Source organism: Bradyrhizobium sp. AZCC 2230, assembly GCF_036924495.1.
Taxonomy (GTDB): Bacteria; Pseudomonadota; Alphaproteobacteria; order Rhizobiales; family Xanthobacteraceae; genus Bradyrhizobium; species Bradyrhizobium rifense.
The window spans coordinates 5,200,083-5,221,540 of record NZ_JAZHRS010000001.1 but is presented as its reverse complement, the minus strand read 5'-3'; the positions used below and the strand labels follow the sequence as shown (position 1 = coordinate 5,221,540).

The 21,458-nt window shown below is 59.6% G+C and carries 18 protein-coding genes and 2 pseudogenes; 14 read left to right on the top strand and 6 right to left on the bottom strand.

Annotated elements, in window-relative coordinates; translation table 11 throughout:
• Positions 1-33 precede the first annotated feature (33 nt).
• From V1280_RS25090 to serA, 8 genes and pseudogenes are all read left to right on the top strand, one after another.
• Complete coding sequence (locus V1280_RS25090) at positions 34-1,011, top strand: carbohydrate ABC transporter permease (RefSeq protein WP_334530282.1); 978 nt, start codon at positions 34-36, stop codon at positions 1,009-1,011.
• The gene (locus V1280_RS25085) at positions 1,008-1,868 is read left to right on the top strand and encodes a carbohydrate ABC transporter permease (RefSeq protein WP_334530279.1); all 861 of its coding nucleotides are present in this window, start codon (positions 1,008-1,010) and stop codon (positions 1,866-1,868) included. Before V1280_RS25090 ends, V1280_RS25085 begins: the two co-directional genes overlap by 4 nt.
• Positions 1,865-2,962 carry an ABC transporter ATP-binding protein gene (locus tag V1280_RS25080; RefSeq protein WP_334530276.1) on the top strand — a complete coding sequence of 366 codons (1,098 nt, stop codon included), beginning with the start codon at positions 1,865-1,867 and terminating at the stop codon, positions 2,960-2,962. The genes V1280_RS25085 and V1280_RS25080 overlap by 4 nt, the downstream gene beginning before the upstream one ends.
• An 11-nt stretch (positions 2,963-2,973) precedes the next feature.
• A complete protein-coding gene (locus V1280_RS25075; RefSeq protein WP_334530274.1) occupies positions 2,974-4,092 on the top strand; it encodes an ABC transporter ATP-binding protein in 1,119 nt (372 codons plus the stop codon).
• A 186-nt stretch (positions 4,093-4,278) separates the two neighbouring features.
• Complete coding sequence (locus V1280_RS25070) at positions 4,279-5,016, top strand: type 1 glutamine amidotransferase (RefSeq protein ID WP_334530269.1); 738 nt, start codon at positions 4,279-4,281, stop codon at positions 5,014-5,016.
• Positions 5,017-5,050: 34 nt separating this feature from the next.
• Positions 5,051-6,436, top strand: coding sequence for a glutamine synthetase family protein (locus tag V1280_RS25065; protein ID WP_334530266.1), 1,386 nt, complete (start codon positions 5,051-5,053; stop codon positions 6,434-6,436).
• A complete protein-coding gene (locus V1280_RS25060; protein ID WP_334530263.1) occupies positions 6,436-7,872 on the top strand; it encodes an amidase family protein in 1,437 nt (478 codons plus the stop codon). Before V1280_RS25065 ends, V1280_RS25060 begins: the two co-directional genes overlap by 1 nt.
• Before the next feature lie 222 nt (positions 7,873-8,094).
• A pseudogene (serA, locus tag V1280_RS25055) lies at positions 8,095-9,353 on the top strand (phosphoglycerate dehydrogenase).
• 200 nt (positions 9,354-9,553) lie between these two features.
• On the opposite strand, the gene V1280_RS25050 reads toward serA, so the two are convergent.
• Complete coding sequence (locus V1280_RS25050; RefSeq protein WP_334530260.1) at positions 9,554-10,378, bottom strand: ATP-binding cassette domain-containing protein; 825 nt, start codon at positions 10,376-10,378, stop codon at positions 9,554-9,556.
• 104 nt (positions 10,379-10,482) lie between these two features.
• Between V1280_RS25050 and istA the strand changes: the two are divergent.
• Positions 10,483-11,162 (top strand): annotated as a pseudogene (gene istA / locus V1280_RS25045) (IS21 family transposase); the annotation flags it as partial.
• 240 nt (positions 11,163-11,402) lie between these two features.
• Here the strand turns inward: istA and V1280_RS25040 are convergent.
• The 5 genes from V1280_RS25040 to V1280_RS25020 form a co-directional block, all read right to left on the bottom strand.
• Positions 11,403-12,320, bottom strand: a complete 918-nt coding sequence (locus V1280_RS25040; RefSeq protein ID WP_334530257.1) for an oxidoreductase — start codon at positions 12,318-12,320, stop codon at positions 11,403-11,405.
• Positions 12,321-12,546: 226 nt separating this feature from the next.
• The gene (locus tag V1280_RS25035) at positions 12,547-13,017 is read right to left on the bottom strand and encodes a malonic semialdehyde reductase (protein ID WP_442895156.1); all 471 of its coding nucleotides are present in this window, start codon (positions 13,015-13,017) and stop codon (positions 12,547-12,549) included.
• 170 nt (positions 13,018-13,187) lie between these two features.
• Positions 13,188-13,655 (bottom strand): hypothetical protein, encoded by a 468-nt coding sequence (locus tag V1280_RS25030; protein WP_334530254.1) that lies wholly within the window; start codon positions 13,653-13,655, stop codon positions 13,188-13,190.
• Positions 13,652-14,104 (bottom strand): SDR family NAD(P)-dependent oxidoreductase, encoded by a 453-nt coding sequence (locus V1280_RS25025; RefSeq protein ID WP_334530251.1) that lies wholly within the window; start codon positions 14,102-14,104, stop codon positions 13,652-13,654. The genes V1280_RS25030 and V1280_RS25025 overlap by 4 nt, the downstream gene beginning before the upstream one ends.
• Positions 14,105-14,209: 105 nt before the next feature.
• Positions 14,210-14,887, bottom strand: a complete 678-nt coding sequence (locus V1280_RS25020) for an FMN-dependent NADH-azoreductase (protein WP_334530248.1) — start codon at positions 14,885-14,887, stop codon at positions 14,210-14,212.
• Positions 14,888-15,006: 119 nt separating this feature from the next.
• Here V1280_RS25020 and V1280_RS25015 point away from each other — a divergent pair, with 119 nt between their 5' ends.
• The 5 genes from V1280_RS25015 (at position 15,007) to V1280_RS24995 (ending at position 21,437) form a co-directional block, all read left to right on the top strand.
• Complete coding sequence (locus V1280_RS25015; protein WP_334530245.1) at positions 15,007-15,396, top strand: winged helix-turn-helix transcriptional regulator; 390 nt, start codon at positions 15,007-15,009, stop codon at positions 15,394-15,396.
• Between the two features lie 687 nt (positions 15,397-16,083).
• Positions 16,084-16,605 carry a DUF1097 domain-containing protein gene (locus tag V1280_RS25010; RefSeq protein ID WP_334530242.1) on the top strand — a complete coding sequence of 174 codons (522 nt, stop codon included), beginning with the start codon at positions 16,084-16,086 and terminating at the stop codon, positions 16,603-16,605.
• A gap of 569 nt (positions 16,606-17,174) precedes the next feature.
• Positions 17,175-18,653 carry a MocR-like pyridoxine biosynthesis transcription factor PdxR gene (gene pdxR, locus V1280_RS25005; RefSeq protein ID WP_334530239.1) on the top strand — a complete coding sequence of 493 codons (1,479 nt, stop codon included), beginning with the start codon at positions 17,175-17,177 and terminating at the stop codon, positions 18,651-18,653.
• A 262-nt stretch (positions 18,654-18,915) separates the two neighbouring features.
• Positions 18,916-21,054, top strand: coding sequence for a molybdopterin-containing oxidoreductase family protein (locus tag V1280_RS25000; RefSeq protein WP_334530237.1), 2,139 nt, complete (start codon positions 18,916-18,918; stop codon positions 21,052-21,054).
• Positions 21,055-21,122: 68 nt separating this feature from the next.
• Positions 21,123-21,437 (top strand): ferredoxin family protein, encoded by a 315-nt coding sequence (locus V1280_RS24995; protein ID WP_334530234.1) that lies wholly within the window; start codon positions 21,123-21,125, stop codon positions 21,435-21,437.
• The last annotated feature ends 21 nt before the right edge of the window (positions 21,438-21,458 follow it).

The window sequence follows — 21,458 nt, the reverse complement described above, 5'->3', positions numbered from 1 at the left end:
TTGCGCCGGTGAACGTTATCCGGATCTGACACGGTGAACGATTTGAGCGAGTTGCGGGTATCATCGGGTAGTTCAGACCTGGCGCGAGAGGACGTGCAGCAGGTTACCTCTGCGCGCGGCAGCCTGCCTAGCAACCGGCTTGGACAGCTTTTGATGCTTCCCGGCCAGATTGTCTCGCTATTAGTGCTGATCGTTCCGCTTGCTGTCGCCTTTTACATGAGCTTCACCGACTGGACGCCAACCCACGGCTCTTTACTGCAGGCGACGCTCGTGGGGTTTGACAATTACAAGGAACTGCTGGTTTACGACACGCGGTTCGTTGAGGCGGTGGTGCGCACCTTACTTATCTCGACGGTCTGCTTGGCGCTGGAATTCGTCTTGGGCCTCTCGTTGGCGGTGTTGTTTCTTCGCGAATTCAGGGGCAAAGCAATTCTGTTTTCGGCGTTTCTGACGCCGATGATGATCCTTCCCGTTGTCGTCGGCTATACCTTCTGGATGCTGTTCCAGTCGAACGGCCCGATCAATCAGTTGCTGATGCTGGTCTTTGGATCAGGGGCAGGGCCGCAATGGTTCAGGAGCACGCCGCTCGCAATCTCGGCGGTCATCATCACGGAAGTCTGGCATTGGACGCCGTTGTTCTTTCTGATCCTGTTGTCGGGGCTCAATGCAATACCGGAAAATCCGGTGCGTGCCGCGGTAATCCTGGGAGCCACGCCGCGTCAGGTATTCTGGCGGATCGTGCTGCCGATGCTCAAGCCGGTCATCATCGTCGCTTTTGTCATCCGCGCGATGGAGATCGTAAAACTGTTCGACGAGGTGTTCATGCTGACGCGCGGTGGACCGGGCACGTCGACCGAGACTATTAGCCTCTACATCTACAAGCTCGCGTTCGCGGATTTTCAACTTGCCTACGGAGCCGCGGCTGCCTTTCTCGTTCTTCTCGGTACCCTCGGCTTGATCCACTTGTTGCTTGCGCCAATCCGCAACCAACTGCTGGAGGCGAGGCGATGACGGGACGCAAGCTCACTTGGCCGCTGGCATTCGTATTGTTCGGTGCATTGACCGTCAGTCTTTTTCCTGTGTTCTGGATCGTCATGACCGCGATCAAGCCGCCGACGGATTGGAACGCCTCGCCCGCGATCTGGGTTCCATCCCATCCCACCCTGGTCAATTTCAAGACGCTGTTCGACCCCGATGCGATCCGCGCCTATGGCGTTGGCGGCGTAAGCCAGGCCGCGACAAATTCAGTGTTCGGGTCGCTTCTTGCCTCTGTTGCCGGAACGGTTCTATCGGTGGCGATAGGCCTTTGCGCGGCTATCGGCATATCCCGGTACGCAAATGGGGGAAAGGCGACGCCTTTGATTATCCTGTCGGGACGGATGTTTCCGCCAGCGGCGATTGCGGTGCCATTCGTCATTATCTACTCGAACGTTGGATTGATCGATACGTCTTTGGGACTGATCGCGATCTACGTTGCCGGTACGCTACCGTTTTCGACTTGGATGCTGAAGAGCTTCGTCGATGACCTCCCTCGCGAAATCGAAGAAGCGGCCATGATTGACGGGCGGTCGCGGCTGATGGCGCATATTTTTGTCACCATTCCACTGATCCGGGGCGGCCTGCTGGCGACGACCTTGTTCATCTTTATTTTGAACTGGTCGGAATTCATGTTCGCCCTGGTCCTTTCCTATTCCAATGTGACGACGATCCCGGTTCAGCTCGCTCGATACGTCACCGCGACGGCGGGAACGCTCTACGGCGTTCAGGCGGCGCTTGCCGTTCTCGCGATGGTTCCTCTGATTCTGGCCGGCCTGCTCATCCAGTCGCATCTGGCGCGGGGGATGACGTTTGGCGCGGTGAAGCGATGACCGTTCCGAAGCTTGAAATCGTCAACCTACGAAAACTATTCGGTGACGAATCCCTCGTGGCTGTGGACGGCATCGACTTCACCGTCGACGGCGGCGAAACCGTCGCCCTGCTCGGGCCCTCCGGCTGCGGAAAATCGACGACGCTCAATATGATCGTTGGCCTGGAGCAGCCAACCTCGGGCGATATCCGAATCGACGGCCGTTCGGTCATCGGTGTTCCTCCCGGCAAGCGCAATGTGGGTCTGGTGTTTCAGGACTATGCCGTCTTCACCCACATGACGGTGTCCGAAAATCTGGCGTTTGGTCTGGCGATTCGTGGTCGACCCAAGGCCGAGATCGCCCGGGCAGTTCACGATGTCGCCGAATTGCTGGGCATGCAGAATAGCCTCAAACTATCAGCTGCCGAGTTGGGTGGATCTGAATTGCAGAGAGTGGCGATCGGACGGACGCTGGTAACCAAGCCGGCCATCCTGTTGCTCGACGAGCCCTTGTCGAACCTGGAGGCATCGGCACGCCTCGCAATGCGCCGGGAACTTAGGCGTTTGCAGTCGGAGATTGGGCTCACAATCATCTATGTGACCCACGATCAGATTGAGGCACTATCCCTGGCGGACCGAATTGCTGTGATGAATGCCGGAAAGCTGCAGCAAATCGAGCGGACCTCGGTGATCTGCAGGAAACCGGATCACGTCTTCGTCGCGGGGTTCATGGGCTCACCACCGATGAATCTCCTTCGCGGCGAGATCATTGGAGATGGCACGTCGCTGGGTTTTGGGCGTGACGGACTTTTCATCCGCCTTTCTTCAAACGAGGCGTTCGTTACCGATTGCGTAGGTCAGCCGATCATTCTCGGCTTGAGACCGGAATCCCTGACGCTCGCGGGTGCCAACGACGCCACGATCTGCGGAAAGGTAGCGGTTGTCGAGCCGCGTGGACCGGAAGCTGTTGTGACCGTCGAAGTCGGCACCGTTTCGCTCAAGGCCGTTGTCCCTACCGCCGAGCGGCCCCAGGAAGGTGCGGATATCGGCCTCTTGGCTGACCCTTCATCGTTCGTCTTCTTCAGCGGCGAAACTGGCCGCCGGCTTGCATCTTGAGGGAGGCCGGTTTGAAGCCCTTGCGCATCGACTCCATGCTCGCTCCAGCGGCGCTCGAGGTCCGTGGGCTTTGCAAGGCCTTTGGAGACAAGGCAGCCCTCTGCGATCTCGGGTTTGCGATTCCCGAGGGGTCGTTGACGGTTCTGCTGGGATCCGCAGGTGCTGGCAAGACCACCACACTTCGCTTGATCGCGGGGGTCGATCGACCGAATGCCGGCCGAGTTCTGATGCGCGGGCGCGATGTGACGGAGTGCGAGCCGAAGGATCGAGATATCGCGATGATCTTCGACAATCTCGCCCTTTACCCGAACAAGACGGGATTTGCCAACATCGCCAGCTCTCTGACCATTCGCGGCACGGCGAAGGCAGAGATCGAACAGCGGGTGGCGGAAGTCTCGAGCACTTTGCGGATAGCTCACGTGCTCAATCGCCTCCCTAAGACCATGAGCGGTGGAGAGCGGCAACGAGTGGCGCTGGGACGGGCGCTGATCCGCAAGCCAGGTCTTTTCTTGCTGGATGAGCCTTTGTCCAGCCTTGACGCGATGTTACGGATCGAATTGCGCGCCGAACTCAAGCGATTGCAACGCGACCTTGGTGCGACATCCCTGCTTGCCACCCCGGACTTCGCCGAAGCGATGGCGGTCGCCGATACTGTCGTCATGTTGCGGGCTGGTCGCGTCGTGCAGGTCGCGACGGCTCAATCGTTGTATGACGATCCAGCGGACCGTGAGGTAGCGCGATTTGTCGGTTCGCCGGAAATCAATCTGCTGAAGGCATTCTATGAACCCGGAATCCTCGGATCAATCCGGGTCGCTGGAGCGTCGTTCGCCGGATTGAAAAAACTGCAGAATGCACTTCCCAAAGCCGGCGGCCCATTCGAGATTGGCATTCGCCCGGAGCATTTGAAATTGCTGCCGCCAGAGCGTGCGCCAATCAAGGCCAGAGTTTTCGACATCGAACCGCTCGGCCCGAAATCGATGGTGACAGTCAAAAACGAGGAGTCGGAGATGCGCCTGATCGTCGATGCCGATGTAGCTGCTCAATATAGTGCCGGCGATGTGGTCGGACTTGACCTGGTCGATCTAGGCCTCCTGGCGTTCGATGCCGTCTCCGGCGCCCGACTGGGTTGAGAGCAAGCGAAGGCGTTCGGCGATGACGGCTGTTCCTCAGATATTCAAGACGACCTTTCAGCCCGTCGGCACCGAGGTCAAGATCAGGATGATGGAAACGATGAGAGCAGTAAAGAACGCTACAGCCGATTGGCGTCCGACCACTGACTATCGGTCGACCATCTGCACAGGATGGTGACAGCAGTCATGCGCATTTTAGTTTTTCAGCACGTCGACGTCGAGCATCCTGGAGTATTTCGGGAGCTGTGGTCGCGAGGCGGCCATTCTCTGGAGCAGATCGAACTCGACGAAGGTGACCGGATTCCTGATCTGTTGCCTTATGATCTGCTGGTCGTGATGGGCGGCCCGATGGATGTCTGGCAGGAAGACATTCATCCATGGCTGGTGCCGGAAAAAGCTGCGATACGCCGTTGGGTGGTCGAGCTGAGGCGGCCTTATCTTGGTATTTGCCTCGGCCACCAACTGCTGGCGGAAGCTCTCGGCGGCAAAGTTACGATGATGCCGCGCCCCGAAGTCGGGATCGCCGAGGTCGAGCTTACCGAAATCGGTCGGCAGGATGCGCTCCTCGCCCGCTTTGACCGGCGTTTCGATACTTTTCAGTGGCATGGCGCGGAAGTTTCCCTGCTTCCGGAGGACGCTGTCGTTCTCGCGTCCAATCAAGCCTGCGCGGTGCAGGCGTTGCGCTGGGGTCCCCACGCCTACGGCTTTCAGTATCACTGCGAGATCGTTTCGACGACCGTCGGCGACTGGGAGCGTATTCCTGCCTACAAGGCGAGTCTGATCCAGGCGCTCGGCGAGGAAGAAGCCGAGAGGCTAGGGGACGTCGTTGCACGGCGGTTGCCTGACTTCCGCCGTTCCGCCGAGCTGCTCAGCCAAAATCTATTCGCGGTCGTGACGGACATGGTCGCGGTAGCTCAGAAATAACAACGAAGAAGACAGATAGATACGGAGTTTGACCATGTTGAAAGTCGTCGAAGAAGGACCTCACGATCACGCGATGCCGACACTCGCGCTAGCGTCCCCGGAGGAAGCAAATGCGTTTGTCGAAAAGGTCAAGTCCAGCGGCTTTGACTTCGTCCGTTTTGAGCTGCCGGATATGGCGGGTCTCAGCCGTGGAAAGACGATCCCGGTTGGTCATATAGCCGGATATATGAAATCGGGCCTGAACCTCTATGGCGGCGCCGTCGCTCTCGACAGTTATTCGATTCCAGTTCGCGATTCCGGCTACAATGAAGAAATGAACTACCAAGACTGCGTCATGGTTGTCGACCAGGACACACTGACACCGGTGCCTTGGCTGGAGAAAACCGGCCGCGTGATCTGCGATACAATGTGGTACGACGGGCGGCTTCAAATGGCCTCTCCGCGTCTTCTGCTCAAGAAGATGCTCTCCCTCGCGGCGGCTCTTGGTTACACCGCCAAAATAGGACACGAATACGAGTTCTATGTTGTCGATGCGAAAACGCGTGAGCCCATATTCGGCGGACAACCGATCTTTGTGACGTCTCGCACACATCACGTACCAGCGATCGATGACCTCATTCGCGTTCTGCAGAGCCAGGGTATCGATATCATCACTTACAACGTCGAACACGGACCAGGTCAGGTCGAGATCAATTACGGTGCGCTCGACGGTGTTGCCGCTTCCGACCGGGCGTTCGTGTTCAAGGGTACCGTCAAGGAATATCTTATCAAGCACGGCTTGCTCGCGACGTTCATGACCAAGCCCTACAAGGGACTGTCGGGAAGTTGCTCCCACTTCCATATCTCGCTCCTCGATAGCAAGACGGGATCGAACGCCTTCCTCGATCCCGAAGGCGAGGACGGTATGTCCGAGACGTTCAAGCGCTTCATTCAAGGGGTGCTGGATCATATGCCCGCGGCAATGGCGGTTTGGAATCCGACGCCTAACTGCTATCGCCGGATTCGTCCGAAGACCTACGCGCCATCGAACGTTTCCTGGGGCGTACAGGACCGTTCGGCCAGCATCAGGGTGAAGGCGAGCCGTGACCAATCGACCCATATGGAGGTCCGCGTCCCCTCAGCCATGTCAAATCCTTATCTTGTGGCCGCCACGACGATAGCGGCGGGGTTGCTCGGCAACGAGCAGCAACGTCAATTGATGCCGGCCGGTACCGGTCCCAAGGAAGACGACGACCGCTACGCCAAGCTTCCGACCGAAATGCACGATGCTCTCGATGCATTTGAATCGGATACCGCGCTCCGGGAAATGCTGGGTGAGGAATTCGTGAAGGTTTACCTTTCGATGAAGCGGCAGGAGATGGCGCGTCTGAGGGATGAAATCCCGCCCGCGGAAATAAACGAGTATTTTGAGCTCTATTGATGATGATGGCGGAAACAGCGGGCGCTCGCGGGGCTCTTTGTGCGACTCACGAAGACGATGAAATCGCCTCTCTCGATGCGCTCGCTCTCTCCAGAGCCTTCTCCAATCGCGAACTCTCACCGGTCGAAGTCGCCGGCTCGCTGTTGGATCGCATCGAGCGGCTCAATCCGCAAGTTAATGCGATGGTCCATCTCGACCGTGAGAAGACGCTTGAGATGGCCCGGGTTGCCGAGCGACGTTACATTTCCGGAAACGTGCTCTCTCCACTCGATGGCGTTCCGGTCACGGTGAAGGACCTATCGTCAATAGCAGGCTGGCCGCGAAGGCGCGGCTCGCTTGCGTTTGACGGGCTGTCCCCTTGCGCTGAAGACACGTCGTGTGTTGCTCGATTGCGCGAATCCGGCGCGGTGTTTCTCGGCAAGACCGCTACGCCAGATTCCGGGTGCAAGGTTGTAACCCGCAGCGCAGTGCATGGCGTCACTCTGAATCCTTATGATCTGACGAAAACGCCCGGAGGGTCTTCCGGAGGCGCTTCAGCTGCTCTCGCTATGGGATTTGGCCCGCTTGCGGTCGGTAGCGACGGTGCGGGATCGATAAGGATCCCGGCCTCGCTCACCAACGTCTTTGGGCTGAAGCCGGGTTTTGGCCGCGTGCCGGCCTTCCCGCCGGATATCGACATGCCTCATTCGGTCGTCGGTCCGATGTCGCGTTCGGTGCAGGACGCCGCCGTCATGTTGGCCGTGATGAGCCGCCCCGAGCCACGCGATGCCTTTGCGTGGCCCGTGCCATTCTGCGTGCCGGACGACCTGGCCGACCCTGATCTACGCGAATTGGTTGTGGCGTTCTCTCCGCGCATGGGCTGCAGGGCTCCGCTTGAAGATCACGAGGTCGACGAACTCGTTCTCGAGACTATCCCTCTGCTCACCGGTGCCGGCGCCCGGGTCCTTGCAGAAGACCCAGTCTGGCCGATTGATCCTGTCGAACCCTTCCAGATATTCTGGGATACCGTTTGCACGGCGACGGTCGACGGCTTCACACAGGAAAAACGATCTTTGTTCGACCCAGCTATCCTGAAGGCCGCGGAGGCCGGACGAATGGTTAGTGTTGCGGCCTACCAGCGCGCGATGGAACAGAGACTCAAGATAACTGCCGCGTCGCGGGCGTTCTTCAATCGTTTCGACCTTCTTGTCTGCCCAGTCGTTGCTACTGCGGCGTGGCCGGTAGAGCGTGATGTGCCGGAAGGATTCGCCGGCGACGATTGGCGGTGGTGTCCATACACATTTCCCTGGAACATGACAGGACAGCCTGCGGCGTCGGTTCCCATTGGGGTCACTTCGCAAGGACTTCCCGTCGGGGTTCAGATCGTTGGACCATGGGGCGGTGAAGAAAATGTATTGCGCGCGGCCGCTGCGATCGAGCGACGCAGACATAAATAGCTCCGTCGCTCAGCTTCGCTGCGATGCGGTCGCATTCGAAGAGGGCGTAATCGGTTACGAGTTAACGGTTAAATGCTGCGCAGCAGGCTCTCCGCATGTGCACTCTAAAATCGAATGGAGTCTGAACCAGCAAATGCAGCTTCGAGCGGAGTAGGGTTTCCGCCCCAGCCATGACAGCCCGCACTTGACTCATCCCTTCAGGACACCGCTTACGTGATAAAAATCCAGTCTCCTCCGCAATTCTCGCTCTCCAAAGACAAGATTCGGGTTCTGCTTCTCGAAGGTGTGAACGACAGTGCGTTGCACACGCTGACGACCGCGGGTTATTCCAGCGTGACCCGTTTGTCGAAGGCCCTCGATGGGGATGCGCTGAAGGAAGCCGTCAAAGGTGTGCACTTGCTCGGTATCCGCTCACGCACGCAGATCACCGCAGACATTCTCGAGGCGGCGGACCGGCTCATCGCGATCGGCTGCTTCAGCGTGGGCACCAACCAGGTTGATGTCGAAACCTCCAGACGCAATGGGGTTCCGGTCTTCAATGCGCCTTTCTCCAATACGCGAAGCGTGGCGGAACTGGTTATCGGCGAGATTGTCTTTCTGCTGCGTCGGATCGTCTCGCGATCCGGTGCCGCGCACGGTGGCCAATGGGACAAGTCCGCGACCGACAGCCATGAGGTCAGAGGCAAGACACTTGGCATCGTCGGGTACGGCAACATCGGTTCGCAGCTTTCGTATCTTGCGGAAGCAATGGGCATGCGGGTGATCTTCTACGACCATACCGACAAGCTTCGCCACGGCAACACGGAGCCGGCCGCCAACCTGCACGAACTCCTGGCGCAGAGCGACGTCGTCAGCATGCACGTGTCCGAAACGGCCGCGACCCGGGGAATGATCGGTCGGGAGGAGATCCAGGCGATCAAACCCGGTGCCTATTTCATCAATAACAGCCGCGGCAGTATCGTCGATCTGGACGCGCTTGCCGATGCGTTGCGCGAGGGCAGGCTGCGCGGCGCGGCTGTCGATGTCTTTCCGGTCGAGCCGGGCTCAAACAAGGAACGCTTCGCATCGCCGTTGCAGGGGCTGGAAAACGTCATCCTGACGCCGCACGTCGCAGGTTCGACCGAGGAGGCGCAGGAGCGCATCGGCGCCGAAGTCGCACGGAAGCTCGCCGACTACAGCGATACCGGATCCACGATGGGGGCGGTCAACTTTCCGCTCGTGCAATTGCCGGCCCGACCGCTCGGCACGCGTTTCATTCAAGTTCAGCGCAACCTGCCGGGCATGCTCGGACGGCTGAACGAAGTGCTGGCGCGTCACGCCGTCAACATCGCGGCTCAATATTACGAGACTCACGCCGACGTGGGTTATGTGGTACTGGACGCGGACGCCTCGGCGGCGGACAGCCATCGTGTTCTCGCCGATATCCGGGCGCTCGAAGGAACGATCCGCGCGCGGGGTTACTCTACGAACATAAGCGCTGAGCTAAGGAGTTTTGGCGGTTTCTCAAGGCCCATCGTTTGTGGCAAGGCTCAGCTCGTAGCGTCAGGAAGGGCGAACCGGACGAGTACATCGCCGGCTTTAAGAGCTCAGTCGGTAGAATGCTCACTCGATCTAGACAGAACTCAACAGGATGCGGGTAAGGCGGGCAACGGTAAAACGTCTCACTATGCTGCCTCCAACTTTACGCGGGCACGTGTGTCACTCGGGGGTTGGCAAAATCCACCATCGGCGTCGCCGCGAGCAGCGCCTTGGTATAATCGTGCTGGGGACGGTCGAAGATATCGTCGCGGGATCCCTGCTCAACGATGCGGCCAGCTTGCATCACAACCACGCGGTCGGCAACCTGCTCGACCGCAGCGAGATCGTGGCTGATGAACAGACAGGCGAACCCATACTGCGCCTGCAGCCGTTCCAGCAGCTTGAGCACCTGCGCCTGGATGGTCATGTCGAGCGCGGACACCGGCTCGTCCGCGACCACGAACAGCGGGCCACGCACGATCGCGCGCGCAATCGCGATGCGCTGACGCTGACCGCCCGAGAGTTCATGCGGCCAGCGGTTGGCGAAATTCGCCAGACCGACCTCGTCCAGCATTTTGTCGACGCGCATAATGCGTTCCGTTGGCGCCAGATCAGCCACATGCCGTAGTGGCTCGGCGACGATCTCGTCGACGCGCATGCGGGGATCCAGCGAAGAATACGGATCCTGGAACACCAATTGCGAGGAAAGCCGAAAGTCCCGGTCGGCTGCGGCCGGTACCTCTTTGCCGCGAAAGCGGATCTGTCCCGCGACCGAGGGAATCAGCCGCGGCATCGCGCGGCCGAGCGTGGTCTTGCCGGAGCCGCTGCCGCCGACGACGGCAACCGTCTCGCCGGCGTCAATATCGAGGTCGATGCCATCGACGGCGCGGACGCCGGACCGTTGCCGGAAGAATTGCCGGCGCCCGGCGAATTCGACCTTGAGGCCGCGCACGCTCATCAGCGGCTCGCCGGTGGACCGGCGCGCCATGCCTGTCTCGCGCCGTGGGAGGGCGTCGATCAGTTGGCGGGTGTCCTCACCCCGGGACAAGGGTCCACAGTGGTTTCCATTAAGTCATGGAAGCCGAGGTTGGGATGCTGGTGGTGGAGACGATTGCGAAGATCCGTCGCGCCTATTTTGTTCATGGTCAGCCCATCAAGGCGATCTGCCGGGAGCTTGGCTATCGCGCAAGGTGGTCCGCAAGGTCATCCGTTCGGAGGCGACGGAGTTCCGGTACGAGCGAGAGACGCAGCCGCTTCCGCAGATGGGCCCGTGGAGTGCCGAGCTTGACCGGTTGCTGGCGGCGAACGAGAGCAAGACGACGCGCGAACGACTGACGCTGATCCGCTTGTTCGAAGAGCTTCGCGGCCTCGGATATGCCGGCGGCTACGACGCGGTTCGTCGCTATGCGCGGCGGTGGAGCCGAGAGCGTGGCGCCTCGACGACCTCAGCTTATGTGCCGTTGAGCTTTGCGCCCGGCGAAGCCTACCAGTTTGACTGGAGCCACGAAGTCGTCCTGTTGAGCGGGACCACGGCGGTCGTGAAGGCGGCGCATGTCCGGCTTTGCCACAGTCGGATGCTGTTTGTTCGGGCCTATCCGCGCGAGACGCAGGAGATGGTGTTTGACGCCCACGACCGGGCGTTCGCACTGTTCAAGGGGACTTGCTGGCGCGGCATCTACGACAACATGAAGACGGCGGTGGAGACGATCTTTGTCGGCATAGGCCGCCTCTACAATCGGCGCTTCCTGCAGATGTGTATCCGGCAGCTCGTCCGAGCCGGCAAGTAACCTTGCATAGAGGTTTTCACGGGTTGAATGACGGGCTGCACTCGACTCTGAGCGGAAGTTGTCGGGCGGACGGCTTGACGGTCGTCACGCGAAGCGTCCCGCCTCTAGAAACAGACGGAGGCACCCATACTGGCTAACCCAGACTCTGAAGACAGTGCCAAATTGGCTAAAAGGTTTCGTGCCAGAATTCAATGAAAGTTACAGATTGCACCACCCTTTAATGTTTCAAACCGCGGGCGGCAAGCTGGGGTCGATTCCCGTCATGTCCACGGATACATCCCACAGTCGCTGGGCGAGTACCGGATCCAGCGCCTCTGCGCTACGCTGGACCTCGCCGGAGGCGCCCCTTTTCCCTTGGAAGCCGGTCGGACCATAATACCCGCCGGATGTCACGCGCCCAGTCGCCGCTTGCAGGGTGGGCCAGGCACCCATCTCGGCGCTATTGAGGAACAGCTTGATCAGGGGTAGCAGGATTTGGAACGCTCCCATATGACGTACCAGATCGGTCGCGGCAATGCCCGGATGGCAGCCCACTGCCGTGACCGGCGAGCCCGAAGCGCGCAGACGTCTATCCAGCTCGTAGAAAAACAGTGCGTTGGCGAGCTTGCTGGCGGCATAACGCCGGATCCGGCCATAGCCTTTTTCTGCATTGAGGTCGTCCCAGTCAATTTTCGCTCCCCGATGAGCGATGCTTGAGGTCACAACGACCCTCGCCCCCTTCGTGTCAGACAGTTTGGGCAAGAGCAGCGCGGTGAGCGCGAAACACCCCAGATGATTGACGCCGAACTGAAGCTCAAATCCCTGTTTCGTGCGCATTAGAGGTGGGCTCATAACACCGGCATTGTTAATGAGGACATCGACGCGTGGCTCTTTTGCTGCCAGTTCGGCTGCGGTCCGAACACTTGTAAGGTCCGCTTGGTCAAAAGGTAGAAAGGCAAGATTCGCCTTCGGGCTCGCCTGACTGATCCGCGCCATCGCGGCTTCGGCCTTGACTTGGTCGCGGCAGGCAAGCAACACCCGTGCTCCGCGAGCCGCGAGCACCCGGGAAACTTCGAAGCCAAGGCCAGTATTGGCCCCTGTGACGACGAAGCACTTACCCGACTGGTCAGGAACATCGGCTTCGGTGAATCCGTTGCGTTTCATCAGCTTTCCTTTAATTACGTGAGTACATACTCATTTTTGAACCAAATGATATTCAGACGGCAGAGCCTTTCCAGAACAGGTCGAAAGCAGCCTGCTTGAAGTGCTCATGGTCCTTGGGATTTGCGGTGATGGCATCCATGGCGATCTCCGCCAATCCAAGCAGAACTATATCGATCGCAGACCCAGTCGTTCTCGTGGAAACCGATCCAATTGATTCGGGCAGGTGTCATGCGAAGTGCCCCGCTTCCTCAAAGGTCAGTCTCGGATTACGCGGAAACAGTGAGTCCGGCCTTCCGTAGCCAAGGCAGCAGATGAAGTTCGATTGGATGCGCGTGCCAGCGAAGAAGGCCTGGTCAACACCCGCGTTATCGAAGCCGGACATAGGCCCACAGTCGAGCCCAAGCGCACGCGCTGCGATGATGAGATATGCGCCCTGGAGACTGCCATTGCGCATCGCCGTGACCTCCGCAAGGCCCGGCTGCGCGAATGCCTTCTGAGCCGTCTCGGCATTGTAGGGTAGGAGCTTTGGAAACTGGTTGGGAAAATCCAGATCGTTGCCGATGATGACGGTCAACGGCGCTTCCAAGATTTTGGGCCGGTTCTTTTCCGCCGCAAGCCCAGCCAGTTGAGCCTTGCCCTCCGAACTCCGAACCCAAACAAACCGCGCCGGGAGCTGTTGGCCGAGGTCGGCCCCCATTTCAGGAGGTCATAAAGGTCGCGCACAATGCCCTCGTCCAGGGGCGTGTCGCTCCATCCGTTGTAGGTTCGAGCGGTGCGAAATATTTGGTCGAGGGCCTCTGATGATACTGCGTTTCTCATCTGGTTTTCCTAATCGGAGATGCGTCGACACCAAACCCCTGCTATCGATCAGTAACTAAGGCTGATCGCGCGCTGCGCCCGCGTCAAAACATCCTCTGTCACCGTCCAGAGCCGCTCGCGCAATTCCGCATGTTCGAGATGCAGACTGCCCTTGGCCGGCTTACAATCGCTCCAATAGAGCCCGGTGACACCGGCGACGAGCGGGCTCGCGGCGAGGAGCGTTTGCGTCGCGGCGCCCTGCGGCAGCGTCTTGCCGAGCGGGCGCGCAAGGCGGAGCAGCAAACGGATCGGCGCGGCGGCGTTACGCAGGAAGCCGGTGCCGAGAATGCTGCCCGGACGCAATGAATTAACGGCGATGCCGCGCTCGGCCAGCCGCTGCGACAGTTCGCGGGCGAAGAGCGCGTTGGCGAGCTTGGATTGCGCATAGAACCGCGTGGCGCTGTAGTTTTTCCGGCCATCGAGATCGCCGAACGCTATCCCCTCCTTCGGGGCCGACAGCTTGCTGGCAAGCCTCACGACCACGATCCGCGCCGTTCGGTCGGGCACCAAGTCGAGCAGGCCGTTGACCAGCCGGAAGTGCGCGACGTGGTTGACCCAGAATACAGTTGCTCCGCCTGCGAGGCTCCCATCACCCCGGCGTTGGCGATCACCGCGTCGAGCTGGCGTCCGAGGCCTTGTATTTTCCCTATGGCCGCGTCGACCGAGGCGAGGTCGCCCAGATCGCACGCGACCGGCGTTCCGCTGCCGCCGGCGCGGGCGATAGCGTCGCGCGCCGCCTGTTCGGAGCGCGCCAGCGCGATCACGTAGGCGCCGTGCGCCTGTAACGCCCGCATCGTTTCATAACCGATGCCGGAGTTGCAGCCGGTAATCAGAATGTTTTTTCTGGCCAGATCGACGCCAGAAAGCACATCGTCGGCGGTGGAGCGGCCGGCAAAGGGAATGGCGAGGGAAGATGAATTCGGCATGACGTGTTCTCGACACAGGGAGTTAGCAGTCTTCGGGTCGGCCGTAGCGGTGATACTGAATTCGCTGCATTGAAGTCTCTCGGCCGATCAGGCCGCCCCTCGTTTTCAGGCAGCCTTCAGGGCCGAGACGTCGGCCAGAGCGGTTTCGAGTGCGAGCTTGCGCTGTTCGGGGCCGCTGCCGACGCCTTCAGCACGTACGAACGCGGCGTCGCAGATGCCGATGAACCCGAAGAAACTCGTTAGGAATGTTTCCTGATGATCCATAAAGGCCATCGGAGACGAGGCGGTGTAGAATCCACCGCGGGACGAGGCGATGATCAGCTTCTTATCGCCCGCGAGACCCTCCACGCCGGTCGCGGTGTATTTGAACGTCTTGCCGGGAGAGGCAAGGCAATCAATCCAGGCCTTTAGCTGGCTGGGAATGCCGAAATTGTACATCGGAGCGCCGAGCACGACGATGTCGGCAGCGAGGAACTCGTCGAGCACGACGTTGGTTTCGGCGAATTCAGCCTGCGTCGATGCATCGACCTTGGCACCACCCTGCATGGCGGCAGCCACCATTTCGACGATGTGGCCGGCCAGCGCTCCGGCCTCGTACAGCGCCTTCATCTTGGCGAACAGGATGGTGGGCGACTGATGAGGGACGGGTGCTATCGCCAGATCGCGATAGGTGATTTCAAGAGCCGGTGTGGTCTGCTTCAGGCGGGCGACAATACTCGCCGTAAGTTGCCGGCTGACCGACTGACCGCCGGAAATGCTGGAATCGATGTGTAAGAGCTTCATCTGGTCTGGTCTCCTTAGCGCTACATCGGTCAGAGCCGCTTACGGAACAACCGCTAGGAACATTTTGTTCGTTGCACTAAAGATGCAGGTCGGCGAAAATTGCACAAGGAGGCACTATTTTGAGCGATACGCACATCGATGTGTGCAAGGGGGGCCACTCCCCCGAGGAGCGCCGCGCGTTCACGGACATATTGGCGCACATCGGCGACAAGTGGACCGTGCTGGTGGTCGGCGTGCTCTCGCTTGGACCGATGCGTTACAGTCAGATCTCCAAGCTGGTCGAGGGTGTCTCGCAACGCATGCTGACGCTCACGCTGAAGAGCCTGGAGCGCGATGGCATCGTCACGCGAACGGTTTACCCGACCAATCCGCCACGGGTGGATTACGGGCTGACCGAGCGCGGAAAAACGCTGATTGTACCCTTACAGATGCTCTGGGCGTGGGCTCAGGCCAACCGCACTGCGATCGAGGGCGCCCGCCGCGAATTCGATCAAGATCGAAACCGATGAGGGGAGGTTGTTTTGAAGTTTGTCAGTGGCGTTTCGCTCGCTGCGACTTTCGAAGGCGATCTCGACGTCACGCGGTCCTTACGCCAGCAAGGGGTGGCGTGCTACGCGGCTGGTCTTCGTGGTGGCTGAGGCAACATGGAAATGATCGCCCATCCCACCGGCAAGGGTGCGGTAGTAAATTTTACCCTTGCGTTAGCCGGCGATTGGGGGCCGCCATGGCATTACCGTCAACGCGCTCGCACCGGGATTCTTTCCGTCGAACATGACGAATGGCACGCTCGAGACGGCCGGCGCAGGCCGGCACGCCATTGCGTCGTATCGGCGACCAGGACGGTCTGAAGGGCGCAGCGATCTTGTTCGCAAGCGACGCCGGCAAACACATCACGGGTCAGATACTTGCCGTCGACGGTGATTTGACGGCTGTCTTGGCGTCTGGCTACCCGGGGGCGGCTGGCTGTCTCCAGACGCCGTGCGCGTTCCGAGCGCCGTGTCTCCTCTCGACGCTGCGGCACGCAGAAAGTGCGGTTCCTCAGAAACTCCACGGCTGGCACCATTGCTGAACCAGCGGGTGGCTCTGCCTCAACACGAACGCGATGTCCTATCACTCGATGCGTGTGAGGCTATTTAGTTTCGTTAGTCCGCCGTCAAGCATCTGTTCGATGCCTCCCTATTGACTCGGAGAATCCAATGAACCTGGTTGGAAGACTGGCGCTTGTTATCGGCCTGCTTGGTGCTTTTGCTACGTGGCTTTTTCTGGGGCCGCTGGCTGCGTTCGGTCTCCAGATCTGGGCCGCGTTCATCATGTGGGGCGCTTTCTATCATTGTGGAGGCGGCGCTTCAGGTTTCAAGGCGGCCCTGGCCGGTAGTGTCTGGGGAGCGATAATGGCTGCGGTGGCGCTTGCATTGATCGCGAAAGTCGGCGGGGGTCCGTTGGGTGCCGCCATCTGCGTTGGTATAACGGTTGCCATTTTTATCCTTGGCGCGAATATCTCCTTGCTGGCGGTCATCCCGGCGGCTGTCTACGGCTATTCGGCGGTTGCGGCATTGGCTTTGCTCAAGCCCGGTGAAGACATATTCTCAGTGGAGATCGTGACCAATCCACTCATCAACATTGTTCTTTCGATGATCATCGGATCCGCATTTGCCTTTGTATCCGAGAAGATCGTTGGGATGTTGGGAGCACAATCTGGTGCGCCGGTGGAGGTCTGAGGTGATGTAACGCCACGGGCGAGGTTGATGCTGACTGCGATGCACGGCGACGACCGGCATTGCAGTTTTGCGCTGTATCCTGAACGCTAACCTGCAAGAATCCGATCAACGCGGCCCTAGCGGCGCGGAAACGATTGGGAGGAGGGCGCAATCGTTGGACTACGCATGCTCCCGAGGCCGGGTATTCAACTGCGAAGATCGGATATTGGTCGTCCCGCCGGGGCCAGTAGCGCTGCAACAGCGACTTTGCGGTACCGGACGCGGCGATTCAAGGTCTGGGAGCCTGCCCGCTTCCTGGCTTCCACGTGCGAGACCTCTGCTAAGGAGCGCTGATGGAGTTGCTCGCCAACGAACATCCTTCAGCCGATTCGGACGGTCTTTCAGAAGGCACCGCAGCGGCCAGAGGATCGACTCATGAAAACATAAATATAAAATAATGCCCAGTTCCGAATTGTCGCGGTCACGACGGCCGGCGACGATCTTGAATTGCCGTCGTGATAGACTGAAGTTTGCATTCTGCACCCGCGTCGGCAACATCGCCGGTGGAACGAAATCGGCTAAGTCCATCAATGCACATCGCGCTTCACCTCGATCCCAAGAGCACGATGAATCTGCAGCTGCAGATCTACGAACAGCTTGCCGCTCATATCCGCGAAGGTCGGCTCAAACCGGGCGGCGTTCTTCCAAGTTCGCGCGACCTCAGCGCACAGTTAGGCGTCTCCCGAAATACTGTCTCCGAAGCTTACGAAAAATTGGTGGCGGACGGCTACATCAACGCTGCGCCCAAACGGGGTACATTCGTAAGCAAGACAATGCCTGAGGACGCGATGTCGACAGGCGCGAGACCGCTTCTCGAAAGGTCGGATTCGATGAGCTCGATCAATCTGCCGCTACCATATACAGGGCGCGGTTCGCCTGGTCTGTACGCTCCGCCCGATACACAAATCCGCATCGACTTCCGCTTCGGACGTTCCGACGCGCATTCTTTTCCCGACAAAACATGGCGCCGTCTTCTGCTGGAGTGCCTTGGCGGCGCGTCCGAACGCATCACCCAATACAACGATCCCGCCGGCATACCCGAACTTAGGCAGCTGATCGCAAACTATCTCGGTCCCTCCCGCGGAATGTCGGTCACGGCCGAGCACGTTATCATCGTGGGGGGCTTCCAGCAGGGCATAAACCTGGCCGCGCACCTGATGGTAGGCGTCAAAACGCCTGTTGTCATGGAGGCGCCCTGCTACCGCGGGGCGGCTTTCCTGTTCGAGACATATGGCGGCAAGGTGATTCCGGTGCCCGTCGATGAATTCGGAATCGATGTGAAGCGGTTGCCGGATCATCGGGTCAAACTGATCTACGTCACGCCGTCTCATCAGTTTCCTACTGGAGGAACGATGTCGCTGGAACGGAGGATGGCGCTGCTCGACTGGGCCGCCCGGAGCGGCGCATATATCCTGGAAGTCGACTACGATTCCGATTTCCGGTACGAAGGATCGTTGCTTCCATCCTTGCAATCATTGGATCGCAACGGGTGCGTCATCTACCTTAACTCCTTCTCGCGCTCGCTCGGTCCCGGATTGCGACTGGGGTATATGGTTGTTCCGCGTGACCTTTTGCAGGCGGCGACGACGCTCAAGGCTCTGATCGACAACGGTTCGCCGTGGCTGGAGCAGGCGACTCTGGCTCAGTTCATTCGGAACGGAAGCCTGACGAGCCATCTGAAGCGTCTTCGAAATACTTACCAAGGCCGCCGAGACGCCGTGAGGTCGTCCTTAGAGAAGCACTTCGGAGAAGTCGCCGTAACCGGCGACGCCGGCGGAACCCATATGCTTTGGGAGTTGCCTGGACACTGTCCGCCCGCTATCGAGCTCCAGCAACTGGCGCGAGGCGTGGGAATTGGTATCCACCCGCTGCATTCCGGAACCGTTTTGCACGGCGATTCGCTAGCAGGTTTCGAACACCGCGTCCTCCTCGGCTACGTGCACCTGACGCCGCCCCAAATCAACGAAGGCTTTGCGCGAATAGCCAACGCGCTGGCAAAAAATCGCTGATCGTCCCGGCGACGCTGCGAGCCGATTTATCAAGCAAATTGCCGCAACGACAGGCATCGATGGATGCTTTTGAAGGCAACGAAAAACCCTTAGGCGTGAACGACTTGCTGGCGCCAAGCCTCTGTTAGCGACTGGCCCTACAGGCCTCATTGCTCGGCCCTAATGTTGCATTGTTCTCGGCACGGATGCGCAGAGGAATGTGTCCTCTTCCGTTCACTATCAGGTGGGTCCGGGATGAAGTTTCGCAGATAGGAGTGTCGCGATGTCCGTTCATTCAGCCGAAACCAAAACCGTTCGTGGTGCGTGCCCGCAGGACTGCCCCGATACGTGCGCCTTCATCTATCACGTCGAAGACGGCAAGTTGGTGGAGGTCACAGGCGACCCCGCCCATCCGATGACGCGCGGAGGTCTCTGCGTGAAACTGAAGGACTTCGCCGAGCATCACTACAACCCGGACCGTATTCTCTACCCGATGAAGAGGGTTGGCTCGAAGGGATCGGGAAAGTATGAGCGCATTAGCTGGGACGAGGCGCTCTCCACGATCAAGAGCAAATGGACCGATATCATCGACCAATACGGAAGCCAGGCGATCATGCCGCATGCCTACCTGGGCAACCAAGGCACGGCGAACGGGCTTACGGCAGGCGACGCCTTCTTCAACCGCCTTGGGTCGACCGTCGCCGAAAAGACCTACTGCGAATCCGGGTCTTCGACGGCGTGGGTCATGACGGTAGGTCCGACCGGCGGCCTCGACGTCGAAAGTCTTGCCTTCGCGAAATACATCATCGTGTGGGGCATGAACATGGTCTCGACGAATCTGCATGCGTGGCCCTTCGTCCTGGAGGCCAAGAGCAAGGGCGCCAAGATCGTCGTCATCGATCCGTTCAAGTCGCGTACGGCCAAGCAAGCCGATTGGCATATCGCCATTAAGCCCGGCACCGATGCTGCGTTGGCGCTCGGCATGATGAATGTGATCATTCAAGAAGGACTTGTCGATTACGAGTACGTCGAGAAATACACGCTGGGCTATGAGGAACTCAAGGCCCGCGCCGCAGAGTTTCCTGTCGAGCGCGCCTCTGAAATTACCGGCATTCCGGCGGCCGACATCGTGAAACTCGCTCGCGAGTATGCCACGACACCGCCGGCCGCGATCCGCGAAGGCGTGGCGGTCGAGCGTTGTCCCGGCGGAGGTGACGCTGTCCGTGCAATCACTTGCCTGCCCGCATTAATCGGGGCCTGGCGCCACGTCGGCGGCGGTGCGGTCGAGATGCCGATTTACGAATTCCCGATGAGCGTCGCCCATGTCTCGAGGCCCGACTGGATTCGGCCCGGCACGCGGGTCGTCAACGAGCTCGATCTCGGCGCCGCACTCACAGGCAAGATGAAGCTCGATCCGCCAATCAAGTCGGTGTTCGTCTACAACTCCAACCCGGTTTCGCAGGCACCGGACGCCGGCGAACTGGTCAGGGGTCTTCAACGCGAGGACCTTTTCACGGTGTGCAGCGAGCTCTTCATCACCGACACCGCGAAATACGCCGACATCCTGCTACCCTCGACCATGCAGGCGGAGCAGTACGACATCATGGTGACGTGGGGTCACCTCTATATCATGTTGAACCAGCCCGCGATCCCCGCTCCGGGCGAGTGCGTTGCCAACATCGATCTCTTCCGCAGGTTGGCGAAGACCATGGGGTTCAACGACGATTATTGGGACCTGACCGACGACGAGTGGCTGGCCCTCGCCTACGACTGGGAGTCGCCGGCGCTTGAAGGCATCACGCTCGACATCCTGAAGAAAGATGGCTGGAAGCGCCTCAACGTCGGCATGCCGGACGTCCGCGCGCCACATGCCGAGGGCAACTTCAAGACGACGTCGGGCAAGTGCGAGTTCAAGTCGAGCATGGCCGAGGGCGGAAACATGGTACTCGACGTCTGGCGGTCGGGCTATACGGAGATGCAGGTAGGCGGCTACGTCGATCCCGTTCCGAACTACATCCCGCCGGCCGAAGTCATCGACAGCGCGCCGGCAAAGCGGGCGCGGTTCCCGCTGAACCTGCTTTCTCCCAAACCGCACGCCTTCCTGAATACGCAATACGGGAACGAAGCCCCGCAGATGAAGCGGCAGGGCGAGCAGAGGATCATGATCAACCCATCCGATGCGGCAAGCCGATCGATAGCAAATGGAGCTTACGTCCGGGTCTTCAACGAGCGAGGCACCTTCGAAGCCAAGGCCGATCTCACGGATGACGTTGGGGCAGGTCTCATCGTGACGAACGTTGGACACTGGCCAGGTCTCAACCGGACCGGAACGGCGGTGAACTCGACGACCGCGCCTCGCCACGCCAATCTCGGGCAGGCCGGTGTCTATTCGGACAATCGCGTCGAGGTCGAGCGGATTTAACAGTCTCGCTTCCGTAACGTCGACCGGCCAAACCGGTCGACGTTAGATTTATGATTCCAGCTACCGGGATGCCGCAGATCATGCCCCACGTTGTAACGGACAATTGCCGGCTGTGTCTTTTTACCGATTGCGTCGAACATTGCCCGGTCCAATGTTTTCATGCCGACGGCGAACGCAGTTATATTGACCCCGACGTGTGCATCGATTGCGGAGCCTGCATTCCGGCCTGTCCGGTGCAGGCAATACATGAAGTCTTCGAGCCGGATGATGAACGAGAACTGCTGGAATTAAACAGAGAACGGTCGCGCGCGTTGCCCGTGATTTCGGTCAAGCGTTCCCCGTTGCCGTCGGCGGTGGCCCGCCGGGCCGAACTTGGCTTTTGATTCCCTCGTTACGGGGCATGA